At 75.1% G+C, this 25,223-nt stretch carries 25 protein-coding genes; 7 read left to right on the top strand and 18 right to left on the bottom strand.

The features are described from left to right. Positions 1–4: 4 nt before the first annotated feature. On the bottom strand, positions 5–1,303 hold the full coding sequence (locus NP075_RS05775) for an ABC transporter substrate-binding protein (protein ID WP_227564600.1): 1,299 nt from the start codon (positions 1,301–1,303) through the stop codon (positions 5–7). Positions 1,304–1,420: 117 nt separating this feature from the next. On the opposite strand from NP075_RS05775, the gene NP075_RS05770 reads away from it, so the two are divergent. Then, a complete protein-coding gene (locus NP075_RS05770; RefSeq protein WP_227564601.1) occupies positions 1,421–2,428 on the top strand; it encodes a LacI family DNA-binding transcriptional regulator in 1,008 nt (335 codons plus the stop codon). A 9-nt stretch (positions 2,429–2,437) separates the two neighbouring features. On the opposite strand, the gene NP075_RS05765 is transcribed toward NP075_RS05770, so the two are convergent. From NP075_RS05765 to gatC, 6 genes are all read right to left on the bottom strand, one after another. Next, entirely contained in the window at positions 2,438–3,988 is a 1,551-nt protein-coding gene (locus NP075_RS05765) for a peptide MFS transporter (protein WP_227564602.1), read from the bottom strand. A 96-nt stretch (positions 3,989–4,084) separates the two neighbouring features. Beyond that, positions 4,085–5,026 carry a 2-hydroxyacid dehydrogenase gene (locus NP075_RS05760; RefSeq protein ID WP_227564603.1) on the bottom strand — a complete coding sequence of 314 codons (942 nt, stop codon included), beginning with the start codon at positions 5,024–5,026 and terminating at the stop codon, positions 4,085–4,087. Between the two features lie 8 nt (positions 5,027–5,034). Continuing rightward, complete coding sequence (locus tag NP075_RS05755; RefSeq protein WP_227564604.1) at positions 5,035–5,583, bottom strand: GNAT family N-acetyltransferase; 549 nt, start codon at positions 5,581–5,583, stop codon at positions 5,035–5,037. Between the two features lie 139 nt (positions 5,584–5,722). Then, positions 5,723–7,234, bottom strand: coding sequence for an Asp-tRNA(Asn)/Glu-tRNA(Gln) amidotransferase subunit GatB (gene gatB, locus NP075_RS05750; protein WP_227564605.1), 1,512 nt, complete (start codon positions 7,232–7,234; stop codon positions 5,723–5,725). Next, positions 7,234–8,751: an Asp-tRNA(Asn)/Glu-tRNA(Gln) amidotransferase subunit GatA gene (gatA, locus tag NP075_RS05745; protein ID WP_227564606.1), complete on the bottom strand. Its 1,518-nt coding sequence runs from the start codon at positions 8,749–8,751 to the stop codon at positions 7,234–7,236. The genes gatB and gatA overlap by 1 nt, the downstream gene beginning before the upstream one ends. Position 8,752: 1 nt before the next feature. After that, positions 8,753–9,049 carry an Asp-tRNA(Asn)/Glu-tRNA(Gln) amidotransferase subunit GatC gene (gene gatC / locus NP075_RS05740; RefSeq protein WP_089801194.1) on the bottom strand — a complete coding sequence of 99 codons (297 nt, stop codon included), beginning with the start codon at positions 9,047–9,049 and terminating at the stop codon, positions 8,753–8,755. 95 nt (positions 9,050–9,144) lie between these two features. Here gatC and NP075_RS05735 point away from each other — a divergent pair, with 95 nt between their 5' ends. Then, positions 9,145–9,885 (top strand): hypothetical protein, encoded by a 741-nt coding sequence (locus tag NP075_RS05735; protein WP_227564607.1) that lies wholly within the window; start codon positions 9,145–9,147, stop codon positions 9,883–9,885. Here the strand turns inward: NP075_RS05735 and NP075_RS05730 are convergent. From NP075_RS05730 to NP075_RS05710, 5 genes are read right to left on the bottom strand one after another with little or no spacing between them, the layout of a single operon-like run. Next, positions 9,857–10,279, bottom strand: a complete 423-nt coding sequence (locus NP075_RS05730; protein WP_227564608.1) for a pilus assembly protein CpaE — start codon at positions 10,277–10,279, stop codon at positions 9,857–9,859. The two genes, NP075_RS05735 and NP075_RS05730, sit on opposite strands and share 29 nt — an antisense overlap. A gap of 50 nt (positions 10,280–10,329) precedes the next feature. Beyond that, complete coding sequence (locus NP075_RS05725) at positions 10,330–11,610, bottom strand: GNAT family N-acetyltransferase (RefSeq protein WP_227564609.1); 1,281 nt, start codon at positions 11,608–11,610, stop codon at positions 10,330–10,332. Continuing rightward, positions 11,607–13,982 carry an NAD-dependent DNA ligase LigA gene (ligA, locus tag NP075_RS05720; RefSeq protein ID WP_227564645.1) on the bottom strand — a complete coding sequence of 792 codons (2,376 nt, stop codon included), beginning with the start codon at positions 13,980–13,982 and terminating at the stop codon, positions 11,607–11,609. The genes NP075_RS05725 and ligA overlap by 4 nt, the downstream gene beginning before the upstream one ends. A gap of 51 nt (positions 13,983–14,033) precedes the next feature. After that, entirely contained in the window at positions 14,034–14,837 is an 804-nt protein-coding gene (locus NP075_RS05715; protein WP_227564610.1) for an alpha/beta fold hydrolase, read from the bottom strand. Positions 14,838–14,839: 2 nt separating this feature from the next. After that, positions 14,840–15,115: a DUF1905 domain-containing protein gene (locus NP075_RS05710; RefSeq protein ID WP_227564611.1), complete on the bottom strand. Its 276-nt coding sequence runs from the start codon at positions 15,113–15,115 to the stop codon at positions 14,840–14,842. Between the two features lie 60 nt (positions 15,116–15,175). Between NP075_RS05710 and NP075_RS05705 the strand changes: the two genes are divergently transcribed. The 4 genes from NP075_RS05705 to NP075_RS05690 all read left to right on the top strand — a co-directional run bounded on the left by NP075_RS05705 (position 15,176) and on the right by NP075_RS05690 (position 17,923). Further along, positions 15,176–15,823 carry a TetR/AcrR family transcriptional regulator gene (locus tag NP075_RS05705; RefSeq protein ID WP_227564612.1) on the top strand — a complete coding sequence of 216 codons (648 nt, stop codon included), beginning with the start codon at positions 15,176–15,178 and terminating at the stop codon, positions 15,821–15,823. Positions 15,824–15,912: 89 nt separating this feature from the next. Beyond that, entirely contained in the window at positions 15,913–16,587 is a 675-nt protein-coding gene (locus tag NP075_RS05700; RefSeq protein ID WP_227564613.1) for a DUF4352 domain-containing protein, read from the top strand. Further along, positions 16,584–17,240 carry a DUF4352 domain-containing protein gene (locus tag NP075_RS05695; RefSeq protein WP_227564614.1) on the top strand — a complete coding sequence of 219 codons (657 nt, stop codon included), beginning with the start codon at positions 16,584–16,586 and terminating at the stop codon, positions 17,238–17,240. Before NP075_RS05700 ends, NP075_RS05695 begins: the two co-directional genes overlap by 4 nt. Beyond that, positions 17,237–17,923 carry a hypothetical protein gene (locus NP075_RS05690; protein WP_227564615.1) on the top strand — a complete coding sequence of 229 codons (687 nt, stop codon included), beginning with the start codon at positions 17,237–17,239 and terminating at the stop codon, positions 17,921–17,923. Before NP075_RS05695 ends, NP075_RS05690 begins: the two co-directional genes overlap by 4 nt. On the opposite strand, the gene NP075_RS05685 is transcribed toward NP075_RS05690, so the two are convergent. The 5 genes from NP075_RS05685 to NP075_RS05665 are packed head-to-tail and all read right to left on the bottom strand — an operon-like array spanning position 17,920 to position 23,005. Then, entirely contained in the window at positions 17,920–19,236 is a 1,317-nt protein-coding gene (locus tag NP075_RS05685; protein WP_227564616.1) for a hypothetical protein, read from the bottom strand. The two genes, NP075_RS05690 and NP075_RS05685, sit on opposite strands and share 4 nt — an antisense overlap. Positions 19,237–19,288: 52 nt before the next feature. Continuing rightward, the gene (locus tag NP075_RS05680) at positions 19,289–19,705 is read right to left on the bottom strand and encodes a hypothetical protein (RefSeq protein WP_227564617.1); all 417 of its coding nucleotides are present in this window, start codon (positions 19,703–19,705) and stop codon (positions 19,289–19,291) included. Then, positions 19,702–20,721: a uroporphyrinogen decarboxylase/cobalamine-independent methonine synthase family protein gene (locus NP075_RS05675; RefSeq protein WP_227564618.1), complete on the bottom strand. Its 1,020-nt coding sequence runs from the start codon at positions 20,719–20,721 to the stop codon at positions 19,702–19,704. Before NP075_RS05675 ends, NP075_RS05680 begins: the two co-directional genes overlap by 4 nt. Beyond that, positions 20,718–21,854 (bottom strand): tRNA 2-thiouridine(34) synthase MnmA, encoded by a 1,137-nt coding sequence (gene mnmA, locus NP075_RS05670; protein WP_227564619.1) that lies wholly within the window; start codon positions 21,852–21,854, stop codon positions 20,718–20,720. Before mnmA ends, NP075_RS05675 begins: the two co-directional genes overlap by 4 nt. Then, on the bottom strand, positions 21,854–23,005 hold the full coding sequence (locus tag NP075_RS05665) for a cysteine desulfurase family protein (protein ID WP_250788286.1): 1,152 nt from the start codon (positions 23,003–23,005) through the stop codon (positions 21,854–21,856). Before NP075_RS05665 ends, mnmA begins: the two co-directional genes overlap by 1 nt. A gap of 193 nt (positions 23,006–23,198) precedes the next feature. Between NP075_RS05665 and NP075_RS05660 the strand changes: the two genes are divergently transcribed. Beyond that, the gene (locus NP075_RS05660) at positions 23,199–24,191 is read left to right on the top strand and encodes a phosphotransferase family protein (RefSeq protein ID WP_227564621.1); all 993 of its coding nucleotides are present in this window, start codon (positions 23,199–23,201) and stop codon (positions 24,189–24,191) included. A gap of 13 nt (positions 24,192–24,204) precedes the next feature. On the opposite strand, the gene NP075_RS05655 is transcribed toward NP075_RS05660, so the two are convergent. After that, positions 24,205–25,185: an electron transfer flavoprotein subunit alpha/FixB family protein gene (locus tag NP075_RS05655; RefSeq protein WP_227564622.1), complete on the bottom strand. Its 981-nt coding sequence runs from the start codon at positions 25,183–25,185 to the stop codon at positions 24,205–24,207. Between the last annotated feature and the right edge of the window lie 38 nt (positions 25,186–25,223).

Genomic DNA, 25,223 nt, shown 5'->3' with positions numbered 1-25,223 from the left:
CCGGTCACTCGTTCGCTGCCGCGGCCTGGATCGCGTCGACGATGCCCTGCGGCGTGTTGTTGCCGTTGAACATGCTCACGATGGCCTCGTTCATGGCACCACCGATGTTCTCGCCGAACGCCGTGTCCAGGTAGAGCTGCACGTAGGGCGCCTCGTTACGGACGGCGAGCACCTGAGCGAGCTCGGGCGCCGCGACGAAGGCAGCGGCCGACGGGAGGGTCGGCAGGCCCATGTCCAGCTCGGCGAAGCGCTTCTGCGCGTCGTTGGAGAGCAGGAACTCGATGAAGTCGACGCACGCGGCCGGCGCGTCCTCGGCGCACGCCCAGGCGTCACCGCCACCGAGCTGAGCCGTCGGCTCACCCTCGCCACCGTCGACCGCCGGGAAGGGGAACCAACCGGTGTCGTCGCCCAGGCCCTGACCATCGTCCGTCAGGCCCTGCATGACGCCCGGCTCCCACTGACCGGCGAGCTCCATCGCGACCTTGCGGTTGGCGAGGAGGCCGGACGCCGACTCCGGCGTGCCCTGCGCCTCGGTGCCGAGGAAGCCGGTGTTGAAGGGCTCCGTGGCGATGAACGACTGCAGGCTCTCGCCGGCACGCAGCCAGCACGGGTCCGAGAAGTCGAACGACTGGGTGCCCTCGTTCAGCGCCTCCTGCGAGCACTGCCGCAGGCTGTAGTAGTACCAGTAGTGCGCGGCGGGCCAGCCCGAGCCGGCACCGACCGAGACCGGCTCGATGCCCGCGGACCTGAGCGCCTCGACGGCCGCGTCGAGCTCCGCCGTCGTCGTCGGGGGCGTCGTGATGCCCGCCTGGGCGAACATCGCCTTGTTGTACCAGAAGCCGACGACGCCGAGGCTGAACGGCAGGGCATAGGTCCGGTCCTCGACCTGCCAGCCGGAGACCGCGGTGCCGAGCGCGGAGATCGTGTCCGGCAGCTCGTCGGTGAGGTCCTTGGTGAGCCCGGCCTCGACGTGCGCCTTGAGCTCGCCGCCGCCACGCTCCATGTAGATGTCCGGGTGGTCACCGGTCTGGAACGCCGCGTCGAGCTTGGTCAGCATGTCCTCGTGCTGCAGGGCAGTGACCTCGATCGTGACGCCCGGGTTGTCGCCCTCGAACTCGTCGGCCAGGTCCTCGTAGTAGTCCTTGCCAGGGCTGTTGTTCGAGTTGTGCCACCAGGTGAGGGTGACGTTCTCGCCCTCGCCGTCGGTGCCCTCTTCAGCCCCGCCCCCGGAGCTGCAGGCGGTCGCGATCAACGCCACCGCTGCCCCGAGCGCGACCGCGCGCAGTGCCGCAGTCCTCTTCATCTTTGAATCTCCTCGTCGTCGCTGACAGGTCGGACGGCGCCTAGGTTGACAGTGGTCCAGGAGCGGTGTCAATCGATGTCGATAACGTTATCGACACGATGTCCTATGATCACCCACGTGGATTCGCTCCCCCGCGTCAAGATGGCCGATGTCGCCCGAACCGCCGGGGTCTCGGTGGCCACCGTCTCCAAGGTCGTCAACGGTCGCTACGGCGTTTCCCAGCGCACACTTGAGCGTGTGCAGGAGGTCATCGCCGACCTGGGCTACGAGGCGAGCCTCGGCGCGCGCTCCCTGCGCTCCTACCGGACGAACGTCCTGGGCATCCTCGTGGCGGAGTTCGAGCCGTTCTCGGCCGAGCTGCTCAAGGGCGCCGGCAGCGCCGTCGCGGCCACCGGGTACGAGCTCCTGGCGTACTCCGGCGGTGGCGGCGGGTCCGCCGAGGTGGGGTGGGAGCGCCGGTACCTGTCGCGCCTGTCCGGGACCCTGATCGACGGCGCCATCATCGTCACCCCGACCGTGATCGAGGCGCGCCCGGGAGTGCCGGTCGTCGCGGTGGACCCGCACGCCGGGCCCACGGGGATGCCCACCGTCGACTCGGACAACCTCGCCGGCGCCGTGCTCGCGACGCAGCACCTGCTGGACCTCGGGCACCGCCGGATCGCGTTCCTCGGCGGACGGCCCGACCTCGCCTCCGCGCGCCTGCGCGAGGAGGGCTTCCGCCGCGCCATGTCCGCGGCCGGCGTCGCGGTCGACGAGACGCTCGTCGGCATGGGTGACTACCGCCGCGGGGCGGCGCAGGAGCCGGCCCGCGCCATGCTCGACCGCGCCGACCCGCCCACGGCCGTCTTCGCGGCCAACGACCTGTCGGCGCTCGCCGTCCTCGACGTGGCCCGGGACCTCGGCCTGTCGGTGCCGTCCGAGCTGTCGGTCATCGGCTTCGACAACGTCCCCGAGTCGGCCCTGAGCACACCGCCGCTGACGACCGTCGCGCAGCCGCTGCAGGACATGGGCGCCGCCGCGCTGCACCTGCTCGTGGACCTCATCGCCGGCACCGACGTCACGACGCACCGCAGGCTGCCGACCTCCCTGGTGCCGCGGGCGTCGACCGCTCCCCCGCGGCCCTGAGCCGCGTCGTCACCGGCGCGCCGCGACCTCCTCGTCGGACTCGTCGCCCTCGCGGATGTGCCGTGTCACCCACGGCGCGAGCGCGAACATGGCGGCCGCGACCGCCAGCGTGACCAGTCCGATGCCGCCGAAGAACGCCGTGCGGCTGACGCCCTCGGTCGCCGTGATGAGCTGTGCGGTGATGGCCTGGCCCGCCGCCGGGGCGAGGAACCACAGCGCCATGGCCTGGCCGCGGAACGCCTGCGGCGCCAGCAGCGTCGTCGCCGCGAGCCCGACGGGCGACAGGCAGAGCTCGCCGAGGGTCTGCACCACGTACACCACCACGAGCACCCACCACGGGGACTTCCCGTCGCCCGCGACCGCCGACGCACCGGCGAGGAACACGAAGCTCAGCGCCGCGAACGTCAGGCCGATCGCGAACTTCACGGCCGTCGGCGGCCGGTCGTCGAGCCGGACCCACAACCACGCGAAGACCGGCGCGAGCACGATGATCGCCGCGGGGTTGACCGACTGGTAGAGGACCGGGGAGATCGTCACGCCGAGGACGTCGAGGTCCGTGTTGTCGCGCGCGTACGCCGACAGCGTGTTCGACGCCTGCTCGAAGATCATCCAGAACAGCATCGCCGCCACGAAGAGCGGGATGTACGCGCGCAGGCGCGAGCGCTCGGCCGAGTTGACCTTGGGTGAGCGGAACATGACGAGGAACATCACGATCGGAGCGCCGAAGGCCAGGTACGACAGCGCGTCGATGATCACCGCGAGCGCCCCGACGTCGCTCGACCCCGAGCGGACGACGACCCACGCCAGCGCGGTCGCCGCGGCCACCGCGAGCGCCACCAGCACGATCATGCGCACGACCCGCGGCCGGTCCGCGGGCGTCAGCGGGTTCGGCACGACCTCGCCCGCCCCGTGCAGTGCGCGGCGCCCCGTGACGAAGGCGACGAGGGCCAGCCCCATGCCGACGGCGGCGACGGAGAACCCGGCGTGGTACCCGCCGATGCCCCGGGCGATCTGCACGACGAACGGCGCCGTGAAGGACCCGATGTTGATGCCCATGTAGAAGATCGAGAAGCCCGAGTCCCGCCGCGGGTCGTCCCGGCGGTAGAGCTCGCCGACCATGCTGGAGACGTTCGGCTTGAGCAGCCCGGTACCCATCGCCACCAGCACGATCCCCAGGTACGCCGTCCACTGCGCGGGCACCGCCAGAGCGACGTGGCCGGCCGCGATGACGACGCCGCCCCACAGCACGGCCCTGCGAGCCCCGATCATCCGGTCGGCCACCCACCCGCCGACCACCGTGACCAGGTAGACCGCCGAGCCGTAGACGGCGACCAGCGCCGCTCCGGTGGCGTCGTCGAGCCCCAGGCCGTCGTTGGCGAACGTGTCCGTCAGGAAGTAGAAGAGGATCGCGCGCATGCCGTAGTAGCTGAACCGCTCCCACAGCTCCGTGGAGAACAGCGTGAACAGCCCGAACGGGTGGCCGAAGAAGGTGCGCTCCCGACCGGTCCCGCCCACATGGGTCTCGACACCTCGGGCCGGGACGTCGGCGGCTTCACTCATCCTGCCATCGTCGCGGCGGCCGAGCCTCGGTGCACCTCGGCGCGCGGGCGACGCGGTGTGAAGAGGCCGACACCGCGGACGGGGACGTGCGGCCCCTCAGGTGCGCGCGACCTCGTTCACCGGAGCGCCGCCCGCCAGCAGCGCCGTGAGCTGACGACGCACGAGCGACGCGACCCGCGGGTACGTCGCATCGGTGTTGCCGCCCTGGTGCGCCGTGACCAGCACGTTCGGCGCGCGCCACAGCGGGTGGCCGGCCGGCAGCGGCTCGGGGTCCGTGACGTCCAGCGCGGCCCGCAGTCGCCCCGCCGTGAGCTCGCGGAGCAGCGCGTCGGTGTCGACGACCTTGCCGCGCGCGACGTTCACCAGCAGTGCGCCGTCCTTCATGCGCGCCAGCGCCGCGGCGTCGAGCAGGTGGTACGACTCCCGCGTCAGCGGGATGGCCAGCACGACCACGTCCGCGCCCGGCAGCAGGTCCGCCAGCTCGTCGACGCCGTGCACGTGCCCCTCGGCGTCGTCCCGGGACGTCCGCGCGACGCGCACGAGGTCCACCTCGAACGGCCGGAAGCGGGCCACGACCGCCCGGCCGACGGACCCCTGCCCCACGACGAGGACCCGACGGTCCGCCAGGGACGGGCCGAACGGGTTGTCCCACCTGCCCTCGTCCATCGCGTGCACCGCGCGCGGCAGGCCGCGCTGCATCGCGAGGGCCAGCCCCACGGCGAGCTCGGCCGTGCCCGCGTCGTGCACGCCGCGGCCGTTGCACAGGACCACGCCGGGCGGCAGGTGCGGCCGCGCGTGCTCGTACCCGGCGCTCGGCAGCTGCACGTACCGCAGGCGCGGCAGCCCGCGGAGCACGTCGAAGCCGCCGGGCCGCACGAAGTAGTGCGGGACGACGACGAGGTCGACGTCCGCCGCCGTCGCCGCGTCGAGCGGCCCGGACATGTCCCACCGGACCAGCCGCAGGTCGTCCGGGTGCGCCGCGGCGAGGTGGGCGAGCCGCGCGAGCAGGTCGTCGTCGGGGACGGTGGCGGTGAGCACGGCCCGGGTCAGGACCCCACGCGGCCCGCGCGGTACTCGTCCTCGAGCATCGACATCACGAGGGAGTCGCACCAGCCGGCACCGTCGCGGTAGGCGTCGCGTCGACGCCCCTCCACGCGGAAGCCGATGTTCTCGTACAGCGACATGGCCCGCGTGTTGATGCTCAGCACGTCGAGCTCCACGCGGTGCAGCCCGAGCCCGTCGAACGCGAACCCGAGGACCAGCTCGATGGCCTCCGTGCCGTAGCCCCGGCCGCGGTACGCGGGGCGCATCGACAGGCGCAGGCCCGCCGACCGGACGTCCTCGTCCAGGTCGTTGAGCACGATCTCGCCGCGGTACTCGTCGTCGCCGTTCGCGGTGACCGCGAAGTCGTACCGCCCGTGCGCCGCCTCGCGGCTCGCGCACCACGCGTCGACCTCGTCACGCGTGAAGACGCTCGTGGTGCCCGTGAGCCGGTTGCCCTCGGCATCGTCGAGCATGTCCCACATGGCGTCCGCGTCGTCCGCCCGGATCGGTCGCAGGATGATCATCTCGCCCTGCAGGGTGGGCTTCTGCATCGCTACCTCCGTCGCGCTCGTGCCCGGGGCCCGGGCACCTTGCCGACTGCTCCCCGGCGTGCGTCGCATGGTACGGACCCCGTGTCACCGAGGTGTTGCGACACGGCGCACGCCGGGGCGGCAGCGTTCTCGCGGACCGTCAGCCCTGCACACGCTCCAGGACGAGCTCCCGCACGCGCCCGGCGTCGGCCTGCCCGCGCGTCGCCTTCATGACGGCGCCGATGATCGCGCCGACCGGGCCGAGGTTGCCGCCGCGGATCTTCTCGGCGACGTCCGGCTGCGACGCCAGCGCCGCGTCGATCGCCTCGAGCAGCGGGCCGTCGTCCGACACGACCTCGAGCCCGCGGGCGACGACGACCTGCTCCGGGTCGCCCTCGCCGGCCAGGACGCCCTCGAGCACCTGACGTGCCAGCTTGTCGTTGATCCGGCCCGCGTCGACGAGCTGCTGCAGCGCGCCGATCTGCGCGGGCGTGATCGGCAGGTCGGCGAGCTCGACCTCCTGCTGCTTGGCGGTCCGGGCGAGCTCGCCCATCCACCACTTGCGGGCCGCGGCCGGGCTCGCACCCGCCTCGACCGTCGCCTCGATGAGCTCGATCGCACCGGCGTTGACGACGTCGCGCATCTCGGCGTCGGCGTAGCCCCACTCGCCCTGCAGCCGGCGACGACGCGCCGCGGGCAGCTCGGGCAGCGTCGCGCGGATCTCCTCGATCCACGCACGGTCGGGCACGATGGGGACGAGGTCCGGCTCGGGGAAGTAGCGGTAGTCCTCGGCGTCGGACTTCACGCGCCCGGCGGTCGTGATGCCGGTGTCCTCGTGCCAGTGCCGCGTCTCCTGGACGATCGCGCCGCCCGCGTCGAGGATCGCCGCCTGGCGGCTGATCTCGTACCGCACGGACCGCTCGACCGACCGGAACGAGTTGACGTTCTTCGTCTCCGTGCGGGTGCCGAGCGGCGAGGCCGGCGTCGGACGCAGCGACACGTTGACGTCGGCGCGGACGTTCCCGCGCTCCATGCGCGCCTCGGACACGCCCAGGGCGCGGAAGATGTCACGCAGGGTCTGCACGTACGCGCGCGCCACCTCGGGCGCACGCTCCCCGGCACCCGTGATGGGCTTGGTGACGATCTCGACGAGCGGCACGCCGGCGCGGTTGTAGTCGACCAGCGAGTACTCCGCGCCGTGGATGCGCCCGGTGGCGCCGCCGACGTGGGTGTTCTTGCCGGCGTCCTCCTCCATGTGCGCGCGCTCGACCTCGACGCGGAACGTCGTGCCGTCCTCCAGCTCCACGTCGACCCAGCCCTCGTACGCGATGGGCTCGTCGTACTGCGACGTCTGGAAGTTCTTCGGCACGTCCGGGTAGAAGTAGTTCTTGCGCGCGAAGCGGCAGGACTGCGCGATCGAGCAGTTCAGCGCCAGGCCGATGCGGATCGCGTACTCGACGGCCGTGCCGTTCACGGCCGGCAGGGCACCCGGCAGGCCGAGGCTGACGGGCGTGATCTGCGTGTTCGGCTCGTCCCCGAACGACTGCTCGGCACCGTCGAACATCTTGGTGCGCGTGCCCAGCTCGACGTGCACCTCGATGCCGATGACCGGGTCGAACCGGGCCACCGCGTCGTCGTAGTCGACCAGGTCGACGTCGGTCGTCGTGCTCATCAGGCTGCCCCTCCGGCCAGCTCGGGGGCGCGGCCCAGCAGCGGGCCCTCCCAGCTCGTCTCGAGCAGCGCCTCGAGCGCCGCCCCCACGCGGTACAGGCGGGCGTCCTCGCGCGCGGGCGCCAGGATCTGGAAGCCGACGGGCAGGCCGTCGTCCGACAGCCCGTTCGGCAGCGACATGCCCGGCACGCCCGCCAGGTTGGCCGGGATCGTCGCGACGTCGTTGAGGTACATCGCCAGCGGGTCGTCCAGCTTCTCGCCCAGCTTGAACGCCGTCGTCGGCGCGGTGGGCGAGACCAGCACGTCCGCCGCCTCGAACGCAGCGGCGAAGTCGCGCTGGGTGAGCGTGCGGACCTTCTGCGCCGACCCGTAGTAGGCGTCGTAGTAGCCCGCGCTCAGCGCGTACGTGCCGAGGATGACGCGGCGCTTGACCTCGTCGCCGAAGCCCTGGCCGCGCGTCGCGGCCATGACCCGCTCCGCGGTGACCGGCCCCTCCGACGGCTCGACGCGCAGGCCGAAGCGCATGCCGTCGAACTTCGCGAGGTTGCTCGACGCCTCCGCCGGCAGGATCAGGTAGTACGCCGCGAGCGCGTACGCGAACGAGGGGCAGGACACCTCGACGACCTCGGCGCCCGCACCCCGCAGCGCCTCGAGCGACTCCTCGAACCGCGCCAGCACGCCGGGCTGGTAGCCCTCGCCCTGCAGCTCGCGGATCACCCCGACCCGCAGGCCACGCAGGTCCGCGCCGGCGCCGGCGCGTGCCGCCGCGACGTAGCCCGTCGCCGGGTCGCTCAGCGACGTCGAGTCGAGCGGGTCGTGCCCGCCGATCAGCTCGTGCAGCAGCGCGGAGTCGAGCACCGTGCGCGTGCACGGCCCGGCCTGGTCCAGCGACGACGCCAGGGCGATGAGCCCGTAGCGCGACACGCTGCCGTACGTCGGCTTGACGCCGACCGTGCCGGTGACGGCGGCCGGCTGACGGATCGAGCCACCGGTGTCCGTGCCGATCGCCAGCGGCGCCTCGTACGCGGCGACGGCCGCGGCCGAGCCGCCGCCCGAGCCGCCCGGGATCCGGTCGAGGTCCCACGGGTTGTGCGTGTTGCCGTACCCGGAGTGCTCGGTCGACGAGCCCATGGCGAACTCGTCCATGTTCGTCTTGCCGAGGATCGGCAGGCCGGCGGCCTTGATCCGGCCGACCAGCGTCGCGTCGTACGGCGGCACCCAGCCCTCGAGGATCCGCGAGCCGGCGGTGGTCGGCAGGCCGCGGGTCACGACGACGTCCTTGACGGCGATCGGCACGCCCGCGAGCGCGTGCAGGTCCTCCCCCGCGGCGCGGCGCGCGTCGACGTCGGCCGCGGTGGCCAGCGCCTCCTCGCCCGCGACGTGCAGGAAGGCGTGGACGGCGGGCTCCACCGCGGCGATGCGGTCGAGGTGGGCCTGCGTCGCCTCGACGCTGGTCACCTCACGAGCGGTCAGCCGGTCGGCGAGCTCCGCCGCGGTCAGCCTGGTCAGGTCGGTCACGTCACTCCTCCCCGAGGATCTGCGGGACGAGGAACTTGCCGTCGCGGGCCGCGGGGGCCTGCGCGAGGACCTCGTCGCGGTCGAGCGGTGCGACCGGCTCGTCGGCCCGGAACACGTTGGTCAGCGGCAGCGGGTGGCTCGTCGCGGGGACGTCCGGGGTGGCGACCTCGGAGACGCGGGCGACGGACTCGACGATGACGTCGAGCTCACCCGCCAGCCGGTCGAGCTCGGCCGGTGTCAGGTCGATCCGGGCCAGCGCGGCGACGCGCGCGACCTCGTCACGGGAGAGGGTGGACATGGTCCGTGAGTCTAGTCGCGGGCCGGTGGCCCCTGTCCGCACCACCGCGGCGCGCTGCTCGGGCACCCGCGCGGCCCGCGGTTACGGTGTCGCGCGTGACCGGACGGTACGAGCGCCTCGACCCCGCGGCGGTGCGAGCCACCGTCGACCGCCTGCACGCACGCATCACCGCGCGCTTCCCCGACCGGAACCTGCGGCACGTCGCCGAGGAGCTCGCAGGGCTCGTCCGCGACGTCGACGAGGAGGAGACGCGCACGCGCCGGCACGAGCACGTGGCGCGGGTCGTCTCCCTCGTCGCCGTGGTCCTGGTCGTCGGCGCGACGGTCTTCGCGCTCGGGATGGCGGTGCGCGACGCGGTCGACGCGGCGGAGTCCCTGCGGGCGTTCGAGTGGCTGCCCGTGGTCGAGAGCGCGATCAACGACGCGGTGTTCGCGGGGATCGCCGTGTGGTTCCTCGTCGCGCTGCCCGGGCGACTGCAACGCGCCGCCACCCTGCGCCGCCTGCACCGGCTGCGCTCGCTCGCGCACGTCATCGACATGCACCAGCTGACGAAGGACCCGGAGCGGCTGCGCCCGTCGTTCCGCGCGACGGCGCAGTCGGTCGAGGCGGACCTGGACGCGGACGACCTGGCGGCGTACCTCGACTACTGCACCGAGCTGCTGAGCCTGGTGGCCAAGGCCGCGGCCCTCTGCGCCGAGGAGTCCACCGACCCCGTGGTGCTCGACACCGTCAGCACCGTCGAGACCGTCACGGGCGGCATGTCGACGAAGATCTGGCAGAAGATCGCGACGCTGGACCTGCCGGCGGTCAGCCGACCTGCGACGTCGCGGCGCTGACGAGGGCGAGCAGCGCCTCGGCGTACGCGTCCGCGGCCTCGTCGGCGGTGAAGACGCGCTCGGGCCGGCCACGCAGCTCGACGAGCACCTGGTAGCGCCCGTCGGTGGAGCGGGCGAGGCTGCGGAACGTGCCGCCCAGCAGCTCGCGGAGCTGGTCCTCGCGCGGGAGCCACAGCGCGTCCTCCTGACGCACCGAGTCCAGCGCCCACTCCGTCGTGCCGTTGAAGCCCAGCACCGTGCCCGTCTCGTACCGGTGCGCCTCGACCACCATCTCGGAGATCGTGAACACCTCGCCGCCCATGTCGGCGGAGCGCAGGACGAAGCGGTCGCCCGCCTTGGGGTGCCACTGCAGTCCTGCGGCCTCGAGGGCCACGGCGTTGTCGGTCGAGATCATCCGTCCAGTATCACGCCGGGGCGCGCGGGACGGCCCGTCGAGCGACGCCCTCAGCACCCGGTGCGCGCGGCGGGCCCGGGCTGCACGCGGTACGCGTAGCGGTGCGCGGGCCGGAACCCGAGGCTGCCGTACAGCCGCAGCGCCGCGTCGTTGTCCGCCTCCACCTGCAGGAAGGCCCGGCGCGCGCCGTGCTCCAGGGCGACGGCGAGCGCCTCCTCGGTCAGCGCACGGCCGAGGCCGCGGCGCCGCGCCGCGGGCAGCACCTGCAGGCAGGACAGCGCGACCCAGTCGTCGACGGTCGCGGCGCGGATCACGGCGACGTCGCCGCCGTCGGGGCCGCTCACGGTGAGGTACAGCGCCGGGGCCCCGGTGACGATCGCGTGCGAGGGCTCCCGGGCGGTGCCCTTGCCACCGAGCCACAGGTCCAGCCAGGCGTCGTCCGGGGCGTCGGCGACGCGGACGCGCAGACCCGCGTCCTGCCGCCACCGCGCGGGGGACGACGCGGTCAGGTCCCGCACCAGCACGTCCGTGACCGCGGCGACCTCGTAGCCGCGGGCGTCGAGCTCCGCACGCAGACCCCCGGGGTTCGCCGCGTCGCCCACGCGGAAGACGGTCGGGGCGCCGTCCTCGCGGTAGAGCCGCTCGACGCGGTCGACGGCCCCCGGCAGGTCGTCGACCTCACCGAGCGCGAGCGTCGAGCTCGCGCGCCGGGTCACGCCTGCCGACAAGCCGACGCGCCAGCCGTCGACGTCGACGACGCGCCGGGGTGGCCACGTCGCCGTCTCGACGAGCGGGCCAGGAGGCGACGGCGCCCGCCACGTGTGGACGCGCATCGTGATCTCGTCCGTCCAGTCCCGCTCGGGCCGGGCAGCGAAACCGAGCCGTGCGTAGAGCCGCTGCGCCGCGTGCATCGTGTCGAGCGTCGACAGCGCGACGTCCGGGACGCCGCGGCCGACCGCCTCGCGCAACGCCGCCAGGACGAGCAGCTCCGCGACGCCCGACCGGCGCGCGGCAGGGTCGACCGCGAGCATCCGCAGCTCGACCTCACCGTCGCGTGCGATCTCGGCGTACCGCGAGCCCGGCACGGCCAGGGTGACGGTGCCGAGCACCCGGTCCGGCGCGTCGCCCCCGGCGGCGGGGGTGACGGCGACGAGCACCGTGCAGGCGGCCGCCCGGGCGGCCGCGTCGCGCAGCTCGTCGACGTACCAGTGGCCCTCGTCGACGAGGCCGTCGGCGACGTACGCCCGCGCGGTGAGCGCGCCGACCTGCGCGAGATCGGCCTCGGTGGCGGGCCGGACGAGGACGGGGGATGCGGCGCTCGGGGCGCTCACGAGCCGTCGTCGGCCGGTGCCACGGCCGCCGGGCCACCCGCGAGGAGCGCCTCGAACCCGGCCTCGTCGAGGATCCGCAGCCCGAGCTCGCGCGCCTTGGCCTCCTTGGACCCGGCGTTCTCCCCGACGACGACGAAGTCGGTCTTCTTCGACACCGAGCCCGACGCCTTGCCGCCGCGCGCGAGCACCGCCTCCTTCGCACCGTCGCGGCTGAACCGCTCGAGGCTGCCGGTGACGACGACGGTGACGCCCTCGAGCGTGCGCGGCGTCGACTCGTCGGCCGCGTCCGCCATGACGACGCCCGCCGCCTCCCACCGGTCGACGATCTCGCGATGCCACGGCTCGGCGAACCAGTCGAGCAGGGACTGCGCGATGGTCGGGCCGACGCCCTCGACCGCCGCGAGGCGCGCCACGGCGTCCGCCGGGGCGGGTACGTCGGCGTCCTGGGCGCTCGGGTCCACGACCTCACGCAGTGCCCGCATCGACCCGAACTCCTGCGCGAGCGCGCGAGCGGCGGTCGGCCCGACGTTGCGGATGCTGAGCGCGACGATCGCGCGCCACAGCTCCTTGGTCTTCGCGATCTCGAGCTGGTCGAGCAGCGTGCGTGCGGCCTCCGAGGGCTCCCAGTCGACGAGCTCGCGTCCCTCGGCCTCGGCGGCGGCACGCTGCGCCCGGGTGTGCTTGAGCGTGCGGCGGAACGGGGTGCGCCGGCGCACGGTGCCGTCGGCGTCCTCCTTCGGCAGCCCGGTCTCGGCGTCACGGACGACCACCTCGACCTCCGCGAGCCGCGCGAGGCTCGCCGCGCGCACCCGCTCGACCTCGTCGGCGGGCGCGTCGGGGCCGTACCCGACCAGGTCGAACAGGTACGCCTCGTTCGGCACCGGGGGCGTCTCGGGCACCTCGGGCTGGGTCAGGGCGGCCGCCGTGACCTCGCCCAGCACCTCGATGTCGAACGCGCCGCGCGAGCCGATGTGCTCCAGCCGGCCGCGCACCTGGGCCGGGCAGCCCTGCGCGTTGGGGCACCGCAGGTCCACGTCGCCCTCGCGCATGGGGCGCAGCGGCGTCCCGCACTCGGGGCAGTCCGCCGGCATCTGCCACTCGACGCGGGGCACGTCGTCGTCCGGCGCCTGGGGTGCGGGACCCACTATCTCGGGGATCACGTCGCCCGCCTTGCGCAGCACGACCATGTCCCCGATGCGCACGCCCTTGACCCGCACCACGTCCTGGTTGTGCAGCGTCGCCTGGCGCACGGTGCTGCCGGCGACCAGGACGGGCTCCATGACGGCGAACGGCGTGGCGCGCCCGGTCCGGCCGATGCCGACCTCGATGGCCACGAGCCGGGTGTTCACCTCCTCCGGCGGGTACTTGTAGGCGATCGCCCACCGCGGCGCCCGGCTCGTCGCGCCGAGCCGTCGCTGCAGCGCGATGTCGTCGACCTTGACCACGATGCCGTCGATCTCGTGCTCGACGTCGTGCCGGTGCTCACCGAAGTACGCGACCCGCTCCCAGACCTCGTCCAGTCCGCCGACCACGCGCGTGTGCGTGGACGTGGGGACGCCCCAGCCGGCCAGCAGGTCGTACACCTGGGACTGCCGGTCGATCCCCGTGCCGCGCCCCTGGCCCCACGTGAGCGCGCCGATGCCGTGCGCGTACATCCGCAGCGGCCGGGACGCGGTCACGCGCGGGTCCTTCTGCCGCAGCGAGCCCGCCGCCGCGTTGCGCGGGTTGGCGAAGGGCGCCTTGCCCGCCGCGACCTGCGCCTCGTTGAGCGCGCGGAACGCCTCGACGGGCAGGAACACCTCGCCGCGGATCTCGATGAGGTCGGGGTGCGTCGCCGGGTCACCCCCCAGCACGTCCGGGATGGTCGGGATCGTGCGGACGTTGAGCGTGACGTCCTCCCCCGTCCGCCCGTCCCCGCGGGTCGCCGCCCGCACCAGACGGCCCTTCTCGTACAGCAGGGCGATCGCCAGCCCGTCGATCTTCAGCTCGCACAGGTACTCGAGCGGTGCGGTGCTCTCCAGGTCGCGGTGCACGCGCTCGGACCACGCCACCAGGTCGTCGCGCGAGAACGCGTTGTCGAGCGACAGCATGCGCTGCACGTGCTCGACGGCCGCGAAGTCGGTCGAGAACGTGCCGCCGACGCGCTGCGTCGGCGAGTCCGGCGTCCGCAGGCCCGGGTGCTCCTCCTCCAGCCGCTCGAGAGCACGCATCCGCTCGTCGTACTCCGCGTCCGACGACGTCGGGGCGTCGCGCACGTAGTACGCGAACTGGTCGGCGCGCACCTGCTCCGCCAGCTCCGTCCACCGGTGGCGGGCCTCGGCCGGCACGTCGTGCTCGTCGGTCACGGGGGTCGCGTCGCTCACGTGTCCCATCATGGCGTGCGGCACCGACACCGACCGACTCGCCTCGTCGGCGCCCGGTCCTCAGGCGTCGAGCACCGCGGCGAGACGCTCGGCGAACGCCGCCGGCTGCTCCATGAAGCCACCGTGCTCGCCGGGGAAGGACGTGACCTCCACGCCGAGCAGCGCGGCGAGCGCGGCCGAGGTCGCGGCCGTCTCGAGCTCACCCGACTCCTGCCCGACGCCCACGACGACCCGCTGCGCACCGGCGCGCAGCGCGGCGACGTCGGGCAGCCACGTGGTCGTGCCGCGCAGCTCGTGGGCGAAGAAGCGGGCGCTGTCGCGCGCGAACCCCTCGTCGTCCTCCACCACGGGCGGCCCCTCGGCGTCGTCCTCCCAGCCCGCCGCGCCGGCGAAGGCACCCCAGGCCGCCGCGACGCCGTGCTCGTGGAACGTCTCGATGACCAGCTCCGTGCGCGCGTGGTGGCTCGCTGCGTCCGGCAGGAGGCCGAGCAGCGGCGGCTCGTGCGCGACGAGCGTGCGGACGCGGCCGGGGTGGTGCTCGGCGAGCGCGAGCGCGGTCACCGCGCCGCCGCTCGACCCGAGGACGTCGGCCACCGGGGCGCGCAGCGCGTCGAGCAGGGCCGCGACGTCGGCGGCGCGCAGCTCGGGCGTCGAGTCCTGCGCCGGGTCGTCCACGGTGCTGCGGGCGATGCCGCGCGGGTCGTGGGTGACGACGGTGCGTCCGTCGGCGAGGGCATCGGCGACGTCGGCGAAGTACGCCGCACCCATGGGCGACCCCATGAGCAGGAGCAGCGGCCCGGTGCCCCGAACCTCGTAGGTGAGGCGGGCGCCGGGCACGTCCAGCGCGCGCACGTCGGCGGTCACGCTCAGGCCCGCCGCGCCGTCAGGTGCACCGCGACCTCGTCGCCCGCGGCGTCCTTGCCGATGGCGTCCCGCAGCGCCCTGCGCAGCGGCAGCCAGTGCGGGCCCTGCCCGGACGGCATGAGCGTCGCCTCGAAGGCGTGGCCGTCGAGGGTGCCCGCGACCTTCACCGCGCGTCCCGTGCCGAGCACGTGGTGGGAGTCGGGGACCGTGAGGTAGGTGTCGAACGCGCCGTCCTTCTCGAGCGGTGCGGTGAAGGCGTGGTCCAGCGGTGACGACATCGTCGGCCCCTATGTCTACGGTGTGGACTTTCGGATATGTCCACACCGTAGACTTCGGGTGTGACGAGCGCAAGAGGTACGTACCACCACGGTGACCTCCGGGCCGCGCTGATCGACGCGGGCGTGGACCTCGCCCGCGAGACGGGCGCAGCCGCCGTCGTGCTGCGCGAGGTCACCCGCCGCACGGGCGTCACGCCGCGGGCCGCGTACCGCCACTTCGCCGACCGCGACGCCCTGCTGCGCGCCGTGGCACGCGTGGCGCTCGGCCGCATGGCGCGCACCGTCGAGGAAGGGCTCGCCGGCGCCGCGGACGGCACCGCCGCCCTGACGGCCGTCGGCGAGGGGTACGTCCGGTTCGCCCTCGACGAACCGGGGCTGTTCGACGTCGGGCTCTTCGCGATGGAGGACATGGCGGAGGTCGACGCACCGGAGGCGGGCGGCGGCGCCGGTCGCTCGCCGTACCACCAGCTGCACGACGCCCTCGCCCGGCTCGTCGCCGAGGGGCGACTCGCGCCCGGGGCCGTCGACGGCGCCGCGCTGACCTGCTGGTCCGGCGTCCACGGGTACGCGACGCTCGCGGCACTGGGCCCGCTGAGGTCCCTGCCCCGCCCGGAGCGCGACGCGGCCGCGTCGGTCGTGGTCGCCGGCCTCGTGCGCGCCGTCGCGGGACCGGGCTCCGGCGGTGACGGAGCGACGACGGGTCCCTGACGTCCCGTCGTGGCCGGCGTCCCCACCGGCCACGACCTCACCCGCCGCAGCCCGCCGTCGCGCCACCGCCCGCCCCTACACTCGGGCGCGTGTCCGGACCCGCCGCCCCTCCCGACCTGCGCGCACGTGCCCGGCGCAGCGGCAGCAAGGTCGCCCGGCGCGTCCTCGACCAGCCGCTGCGGCGCATCGGCCTGGGCGGCGCGCTCGTGCTGCTCGCGGCCACGGCCGCCTTCGGCGGCCTGGAGGAGCAGACGCAGGACGGCCCCGAGGTGCTCACCGTCGGGACGCCGGTCGACGTCGCACCGTTCGAGCTCACCGTGCACCGCGTCGTGTGGACCACCGACCTGCCCGGCCAGTACCTGTCGGACGAGGGCAACCGGTGGATCGCCGTCGTGGCGACCGTGCGGAACACGAGCGACGCCGGCGTCCTCGGCGGGACCCTGCGGGACGCGCTGACGCTCACCGACGTCGACGGCCTGGTGACGCAGCCCGGCACGATCGAGCCCACTCCCACGGTCACGCTGCTGGAGGACGGCTCGTCGCTCAGCCCCGTCCAGCCGGGCCTGACGTACGAGGCCGCCTTCCTGTTCGAGCACGACGGATCGGCACCGCCGCCGACCGACGCGACCGTGCTGCTGCAGCAGCACACGTGGGGCACCGACAGTCTCGAGGGCGTCACGACCCGCTGGCTGCGCCCCACGACGACGCTCCGCGGCCACCTCGAGGTGCGCGAAGCGGTCTCCGACGCCGGGGCCGACGCGTGAGCGCGTCCGGCACCCCGCCCACAGGCACGCCGTCCGGCGGACCCGCGGCGCCCCGCGCCGCCCGGCCCCCCGCCCGCGTGCTGGGCGCCGGCGCGGCCGTCCTGGCGGCACTGACCGTCGGCCACCTCGTGGTCACGGCGTTCCCGGTGGACGCGCGCGTCCAGGCGCCGTTCGTCCGCAGCACCGGCATCGGCGAGCCCGTCGACCTGCGGTACGCGCGGCTGACCGTGGGCGAGCCGACCGGTTCGACGGTCCTGGCGCCCGACGTCGGGACCCTGCTGGCGACCCCCGGGGTCTGGCTCACGGTCCCCGTGACCATCGAGGCCCTGGGCCAGCCGCGCCTGCTGGGCTTCGCGGAGCTGATCGGCGGGGACGGGCGCACCTACACGGTCTTCACGGGCGGTCGCTCGTCGTTCCTGCCCGGCACCGCCCAGCCGGGGATACCCCGGTACGCGACCCTGCAGGTCGAGGTCCCCCCGGAGGCCCTGCCGGGCGCCCACCTGCGGATCGGGCTCGAGCAGAAGGACCAGCGCCGCGACGACGTCGCCGACGTCGACCTGGGCCTGACCCGGGCCGACGCCGAGGCGTGGGCGGCCGACGACACGCCCGTCCGTGCCGTCGCCGCGTCGGACGTGCCCCCGGAGGAGCCGTGACCACCACCTCTGCACCGACGCCCCCGCAGGCGCCCGGGGCGCCGGGCCCGAGCGAGCCCGCACCGCCGTCACCCGGATGGTGGCGGCGCAACCGGTGGGCACTGGTCGCTCTGCCGGTCGTCCTGGCCCTCGCGCTGGCTGCGTCGGGCGACCGGGTCCGGACCCTGTGGTGGCAGCACGACCTGCGCGTCCCGGCGACGGCCGGGGCCGACGGCACGGTCGCGTTCCGCCAGCGTGTCGCCGACGGCGGTGGTGGCACCCTGCCCATCGACGTGCGCGTGCGCCTCGAGGACGTCAGCGACGCGACCTCGCTGCCCGAGGACATGGAGCTCCCGCCCGGGACGCGCGCCGTGCAGGTCGATCTCGCGCTCGAGGCCGACCCGGACGTCGTGCTCCTGCTGTGCCGGTTGGCGGTACGCGACGCGCAGGGCACGCGCTACGAGTACGTCGCGAACGCCTGGGGTGCGTCGCAGGCGTTCGCGCCCTGCGTCCCGGCCGACGCCCCGGGTCCGTGGCCACCGATGGGTGACCTCGACGAGGCGCTCGCCGACCCCGAGGCACCGGCCCGGCCCCGCACGTGGTCCACGTCTCCCGTCGTGGTCGTCCCGCAGGACGTCGAGGTCGCCGACGTGGTGCTGTGGTGGCAGATGCCGCAGCACCTCGTGCTCGAGGTGCCCGCCTAGACCTCGGCCGGGGCGGGTGCGACCGGCGTGGCGGCGGCCTGACCCGCGAGGACGCGGTCCACGCCGGCGGCGAGCAGCGCCATCGTGACCGTCAGCCCCACGGCCGTCGCCACCGAGGACACCATCGGTGCGAAGGCCAGCCACGTGTCCACGTCCTGCGGCCCGCTGACGGCCCGTGCGAGCAGCTGGACGCCCTCCTCCAGCCGCGTCGCCACCAGGAAGGCGAGCGCGAAGACGAGCATCGGGCCCAGCCCGGCCACGGCCAGCCGACGCAGTCCGTCGACGAGCGCCGTGAACCGCCCGCGGACGTCACCGAGCACGGGCGTCGCCGCCTCGGTGGTCCAGCGCCGCACGGGGGCCGGCACCCGATCCCACGCGCCCACGCGCACGGGCGGCCGGAGGGCGGGCGGTGACGCGAGCTTGTGCCCGTAGACGACCGCGCCGACGGTGAGCCACGCGAGCGGGATCACGACCAGGTCGTCGAGGTTGCCCAGCACGCCCGCCACGGTGTCGACGGCGGTGTCCACGGGCCCCGCGACGGGACCGAGGGCCGCGAGCACCGTCAGCCACCAGTCCAGCACGATCGCGACCGCGCGACGGCTCTCGACCCACGCCCAGACCCCGTCGAGCAGCTCGGTCGCGAAGGCCGCGACCGCGACCAGCCAGAACGCCTCCACGTACGCGCCCGCGAACGCGAGCGCCCGCACGTGGCTGCGGCCCTCCCAGCGCCCGAGCAGCCACCGCAGCACCACGGCGACGACGACGACGGCGACCAGGGCCCAGCCCGTGGCGAGCTCGGCGAACGATCCGTCGGGGCCCTCACCGGTCAGCGAGAACCCGTTCTCCCAGAACACCCGGTAGGTCGCGGTGTTGAGGAACCGCGCCCGGTCCTCCGCCAGGAACCCGTAGGACGCGTACAGCGCGAGGAAGGGCACGAACACCGAGGCCAGCACGTCGACCAGGCCGCGCTCGTGCCCGGACGCGGCATCGTCCGGGCCCCGTGTGCGGCCCAGCGCGTCGAGCGCGGGCAGGTCCCGGCGCAGCACGTGCAGCATGGCGACGATCCCGGCGACCATGCTCAGCGGCGCGAGCACCAGCACGGCCCACCCGAGGGTGTTGTTGAGGGCGGACGCGTTGACGGCGGCCCAGCCGGCCGCGTGCCGGCCGGCGACGGCCAGCAGCGCGATCACGAGCAGCAGGGGCCACGTGCGCACCCAGAGCCGCACGCCGTGGGCCACGACGGCCCCGAGGTCACGGAACCAGGTCCGCAGGCCCGGGCGCGGTGCGGGGACGGGGGTGGGTGCGTCGCTCACGGCGGACATCATGGCGCGCGACGTGCCCGCCGGGGGCCCGCGGCCGCGAACCTCACCCGCCGGTGCGGCGGGGCGAGCGAGGCGGCAGCAGCGCGGCGACGGTGCCGGCCACGCCGCCGACGGCCAGGACGAGCCCGCCGACCACGACGCCGGTGGGGGACGTCGCCACGACGACCTCCTCCCACCCGGCACCCGTGTCCCGGGCGCACACCGCGCGGGCGGGCAGCAGGTCGAAGCGGACCCTCACGTCGGCGTCGTCGTCGGCGGCGGCGAGGCAGGGCTGGTCGCCCGACGCCGCCTGCATCGCCCGCACCCCGACCCCGAGCCACGCCACCGCCAGCATCGCGATGCCGACGAGCGCGAGCCCGGACGCGGCGAGCAGCGCCAGCGCCCGGCGGCGGGAACGGGTGCGGCGCCTCGTGGGTGCGGTCACGAGCGGCGGGCCGGGGCGTGCGGCGGATGCGGTCATGACTCGGCCCTCTCGGCGACGACACCTGCGGCGCGCACCAGCCCGGCGAGCGCGGCGCGCGCGTCGTCGGGCGTCGTGCGCTCGGACGGGGCGCCGGCGAGCAGGACGACGTCCCGCAGCCGGTCGACGGGCAGGCCCACGGCGCGCCAGGGCCGGGTCAGCGCGTCGGCCTGGCCGACGACGTCGGGTCCGGCGCACTGCGACGAGGCCTGCGGCGGCAGCTCCGCCCAGAACGCGGTGCCGGCCTCGACGACGCCCGCGACCTCCTCCCAGCCGCGCTCCCCGATGCCGGCGACGGCGAGCGCGGCCCCGTCGGCGGACGACACGCGCACGGCAGCGAGCGCGGACCACGCGGTCCCGCCGTGCACGACGACCGCCGAGGCGCCCGCGCCGCGCACGACGTCCGCCACGGCTCCGAGCCCGTCAGCGACGACCGGCCCGGGAACGCGTCGCAGCGGGCTGCGCCCGGTGAACCCCGGCACCGCCCCGGCGAGCACGGCCGCGAGCAGCGGCTCGCGCACGAGCACGCGCACGTCGGCGCCCGGCACGACGCGCCGCACGTCGGCGACGCGCGCCGCGATGCCCTCCGCGAGGGACGCCACCGTCTCGCGCACCGCGCCGGGGTCGGACAGGATCCGGTCGCCGCGCGCGAGGTACACGTCCGCGGCCAGCGTGAACGGTCCGAGCACGGGCAGCAGGAACGGCCCGGCGTAGCCGTGCGCGGCCACCGCGAGCGCGTCGAGGTCCTCGCGGGCGAACGCGCGGGCCCGCTCGAGGTCGCGGCCCGGGTGGTCGGCGAGCTTCCAGCCGTGCGGGCCGAGCTCGGCGGGCAGGTCCGTGAGCAGCGCGACGGCGGCGCCGGTCGCGTCGCCCCACGGCCCGCGTGCCGGGAGCAGCACCGCGAACGGCGTGCCGTCGACCTCGCTGGGCGTGTCGACGAGGTCGCCGACGACGGTCGTGGCGGCCTCGAGCGCGTCGACGCCCGGCCACGGGCCGACACCGCTGACGGCGGTCACGCGCGTCCGCCCGTCGACACGGCCACGTCGGCGGTGCGCACGTCGGCCGCGGGGAGCGTCGCCGCGACCGTGGCCTGCCCGAGCACGCGCGTGCCGTCGTACAGCACGAGGGACTGCCCCGCGGCGACGCCCCGCAGCCCCATCCCCGCGACGTCGAGCGTCACGGAGCCCGCGTCGGCGGCGAGCACCCGCGCGGGCACGTCGGCGCCGTGCGCGCGGACCTGGGCCGTGCACGTGCTGCCCGTCGCCGGCACGTCGCCGAACCACACCGCGGCGTCGCCGCGCACGTGCGCCACGTCGAGGTGCTCGGCCGGGCCCACCACGACGCGGCGACGGACGGGCTCGACGGAGAGCACGTAGCGGGGGCGCCCGTCGGGCGCGGGACGGCCCAGCGACAGGCCGCGCCGCTGGCCGACCGTGTAGGCGTACGCGCCGTCGTGCGTGCCGACCACCGCACCGGTCTCGTCGACGATCTCGCCGGGCTGCTCGCCCAGCGCGCGGCGCAGGAACCCCTGGGTGTCGCCGTCGGCGACGAAGCAGATGTCGTAGGAGTCCGGCTTGGCGGCCACCGACAGGCCGCGCGCGACGGCCTCGGCACGGACCTCGGACTTCGAGGCCACGTCCCCCAGGGGGAACACCGCGCGGGCCAGCCGCTCGGGTCCCATGACCGCGAGCACGTACGACTGGTCCTTGGCGGCGTCCGCGGCGCGGTGCAGCTCACGGGCCCCGTCGGCGCGGTCCACGACGCGCGCGTAGTGACCGGTGCACACGGCGTCGAACCCGAGCGCGACCGCCTTGTCCAGCAGCGCCGCGAACTTCACGTGCTCGTTGCAGCGGACGCAGGGGTTGGGTGTGCGCCCGGCCGCGTACTCGGACAGGAAGTCCGCGACGACGGTGCTCTCGAACCGCTCCGACATGTCCCACACGTAGTACGGGATGCCCAGCACGTCGGCGGCCCGCCGCGCGTCGGACGCGTCCTCGATCGAGCAGCAGCCGCGCGAGCCCGTGCGCTCCTGGGCGGGGGTGCGCGACAGCGCCATGTGGACGCCCACGACGTCGTGCCCCGCGTCGACAGCCCGCGCCGCCGCGACGGCCGAGTCGACCCCGCCGGACATCGCCGCCAGCACCCGCATCAGGCACCCACCAGCGTGGACAGGCCCGCGGCACGGGCGCGCTCGACCGCGGCGGGCAGCGCCGCCACGGCCGCGTCGACGTCGGCGGCGCTCGAGGTGCGCCCGAACGAGAAGCGCAGGGCGCCGCGCGCGTCGTCCTCGCCCACGCCCATCGCGAGCAGGACGTGCGAGGGCCGCGGCACACCGGCCTGGCACGCGGAGCCGGTCGACGCCTCCACGCCCGCCGCGTCGAGCAGGTACAGCAGGGAGTCGCCCTCGCAGCCGGTGAACGTCAGGTGCGCGTTGCCGGGCAGCCGGCGCGCCGGGTCGGCCGGACCGCGCAGGGTCGCGCCCGGCACCTCGGCCAGGACCCGCCGCACCAGGTCGTCGCGCAGGGCGCCGACCCGCGCCGCGTGCTCCACGCGCTCGCCCACCGCCTCGTGCACCGCGGCGGCGAACGCCGCGAGCAGCGCGGGGTCGAGCGTGCCGGACCGTACCCCGCGCTCCTGCCCGCCCCCGTGCAGCACCGGGGTCAGCTCCAGCCCCCGGCGCACCAGGAGGGCACCCGTGGACCCCGGCCCGCCGACCTTGTGCCCGCTCAGGGTGACGGCGTCGACGCCGCAGGACGCCAGGTCCACCGGCACCTGGCCCACCGCCTGCACCGCGTCGGCGTGCACGGGCACGCCGTACCGGTGGGCGAGCGCGACGACCTCGTCGAGCGGCTGCAGGGCACCGACCTCGTTGTTCGCCCACATGACCGAGACCAGGGCGACCGTGTCGCCGTGCTCGTGGAGCTCGGCGCGCAGCGCGTCGAGGTCGACGACGCCCTCGGCGTCGACCGGCAGCAGCACCAGCTCGGCACCCGCGTGCTCGGCGAGCCAGAACGCGGGGTCCAGGACGGCGTGGTGCTCGACCGCGGACACCACGACGCGGCGGCGCGCGGGGTCCTGCGTGCGCCGGGCCCAGAAGAGCCCTTTGACGGCGAGGTTGTCGGCCTCGGTGCCGCCGGCCGTCCACACCACCTCGCTGGGACGCGCCCCGACGGCCGCGGCGAGCCGCTCGCGCGCCTCCTCGACCGTCCGCCGCGCGGTGCGGCCCGCCGTGTGCAGCGACGACGGGTTGCCGGTCTGCGCGAGCGCCGCCGTCAGCGCGGAGAGCGCCACGGGGCGCATCGGGGTGGTCGCCGCGTGGTCGAGGTAGACCGCGCGGGGGCGGGGAGCGCTCACGGTCGACAGTCTACGAACGCGCCCGACCCCGGAGGTTCGCCCGACCTTCGCACCCCGTGCCTGGTCCCTCCACCTCTTCCGCCCACCGCTCCGGCCGGACGTGCCACCGGTCGTGCGCTGTTGCTGGCAGGATGTGGGGGTGAGTGCCGACGACGTCATGGCGCTGCCTCTCGCGTTCGGGGGCCAGCGGCTCGACTGGCGTGACCTGCCGCGGGCGGTGCGCCAGCGCATCGAGTCGCTCGCCGGCGCGCGCGTGACGGCCGAGATGTCCGCCACCAGCGGCTTCTCCCCCGGGTTCTGCGCGGTGCTGGAGCTCACCGACGGGCGCGCGGTCTTCGTCAAGGCCGTCTCGTCCGACCAGAACCCCCACTCCCCGCAGCTGGCGCGCGCCGAGATCCGCGCCTCCCGCGCGCTGCCGCCGCAGGTCCCCGCGCCCGCGCTGCGCTGGTGGGACGACGACGGCGACTGGGTGCTGCTCGGTTTCGACGCCGTGCACGGCCGCTCGCCCGCGCTGCCGTGGCGCGCCGACGACCTGGCCCTCGTGCTGTCCGCGCTCGACGACCTCGCGCACTGCGAGCCGGTCGCGGGCCACGACCTGCCCCGCACCGAGGACCTGCTGGCCGAGGACTTCACCGGCTGGCGGTCGATGCTGCAGGCGACGCCCGCGCAGCGCGAGCACGTCGCCAGCCGCATCGACGAGCCGGGCAGGTGGGCGCTCGAGCACCTCGACGACCTCGTGCGCTGGGAGCAGGACTCGCTGCGGGTGTGCGCGGGCGACGCGCTCGTGCACGGGGACCTGCGCGCGGACAACGTCATGATCGAGGAGACCCACGACCGCGTGTGGCTCATCGACTGGCCGCACGCGAGCGTCGGTGCGCCGTGGATCGACCTCGCGTTCATGCTCCCGAGCGTCGCGCTGCAGGGCGGCGCGGGCGACCCCGCGCTGCTGTTCTCGCAGCGTCAGGCGTCGCAGGACGTCGGGATCGACGACCTGCGCGCGGCCCTGGCCGGGCTCGCGGGGTACTTCGCGTGGTCGTCGGGTCAGCCGGCGCCTCCCGGGATCCCGAACCTGCGCGCCTTCCAGGCCGCGCAGGCCGGTGCGACGCTGCGCTGGCTGCGCGACCTGAGCTGACCGCTCGGGCCCCTCAGCCCTGCAGGCGCCGCAGCTCCGCGGCCGCCTGCGGGAGCACGGTGAACAGGTCGCCGACGACCCCGAAGTCCGCGATCTCGAAGATCGGCGCGTCCGGGTCGCTGTTGACGGCCACGATCGTGCCCGACGCCTGCATCCCGCCGCGGTGGTGCACCGCACCGGAGACGCCCGCACCGATGTAGAGCCGCGGCGAGACGGTGACGCCGGTCTGCCCGATCTGCGCGTCGTGACCGATCCAGCCCTCGTCCGTCGCGACGCGTGTGGCGCCGACGGCACCGCCGAGCACGTCGGCCAGCTCCTCGACGGGCGCGAAGTCGCCCTCGGTGCCGCGACCGCCCACCACCACGACGTGCGCCGAGCCGAGGTCCGGACGACCCGACGCGGCATGCTCCGTGCGCTCGACGACCCGCACGCGGGTCGAGGAGGGCGCGACGGCGACCGGCAGGTCGACGACCCGGGGGTCGGACGGCACGGCGGCGTCCTGCGCGGCCACGGAGTTGGCCTTGACGGTGACGACCGCGCTGGGCGCGGTGACGGCGCACCGCGTCGTCCAGGTGCCGGCCAGCACGGTCTTGTGCGCGACGACCTGACCCTCCTGCAGCGTGACCCCGTCGGCGTCCGTGACGACGCCCGCGCCGGTGCGGACCGCGAGCCGCGCGGCCGCCTCCTTGTTCTCGAACGACGAGACCAGCAGCAGCAGCGACGCGCCGGACGCGCCGAGCGCGGCCTGCAGCCCGTCGGCGAGCACGGAGGACAGGTGCGGGTCGGCGTCGGTGACGAGCCGGTGCACCGTCGTCACGCCCTGCGCACCGAGGACCGGCAGAGCCGCGGCGACGTCCTCGCCGCCGGCCCACACGCCGTGCACCTCCGCGTCGCCCGCGAGGTCCCGGGCGAGGGTCAGCAGCTCGCGCACCGGCGGGCGCAGCGTGCCGTCGGCGGCGTGGTCGAGCAGGACGAGCACGGGGGTGGCGGTCACGGCGGGTCCTCCGGGGTGGTGCGGGCTGGCGGGGTGGA

Source organism: Cellulomonas wangsupingiae (assembly GCF_024508275.1).
GTDB lineage: Bacteria > Actinomycetota > Actinomycetes > Actinomycetales > Cellulomonadaceae > Cellulomonas > Cellulomonas wangsupingiae.
This window is presented reverse-complemented; position numbering and strand designations above follow the sequence as displayed.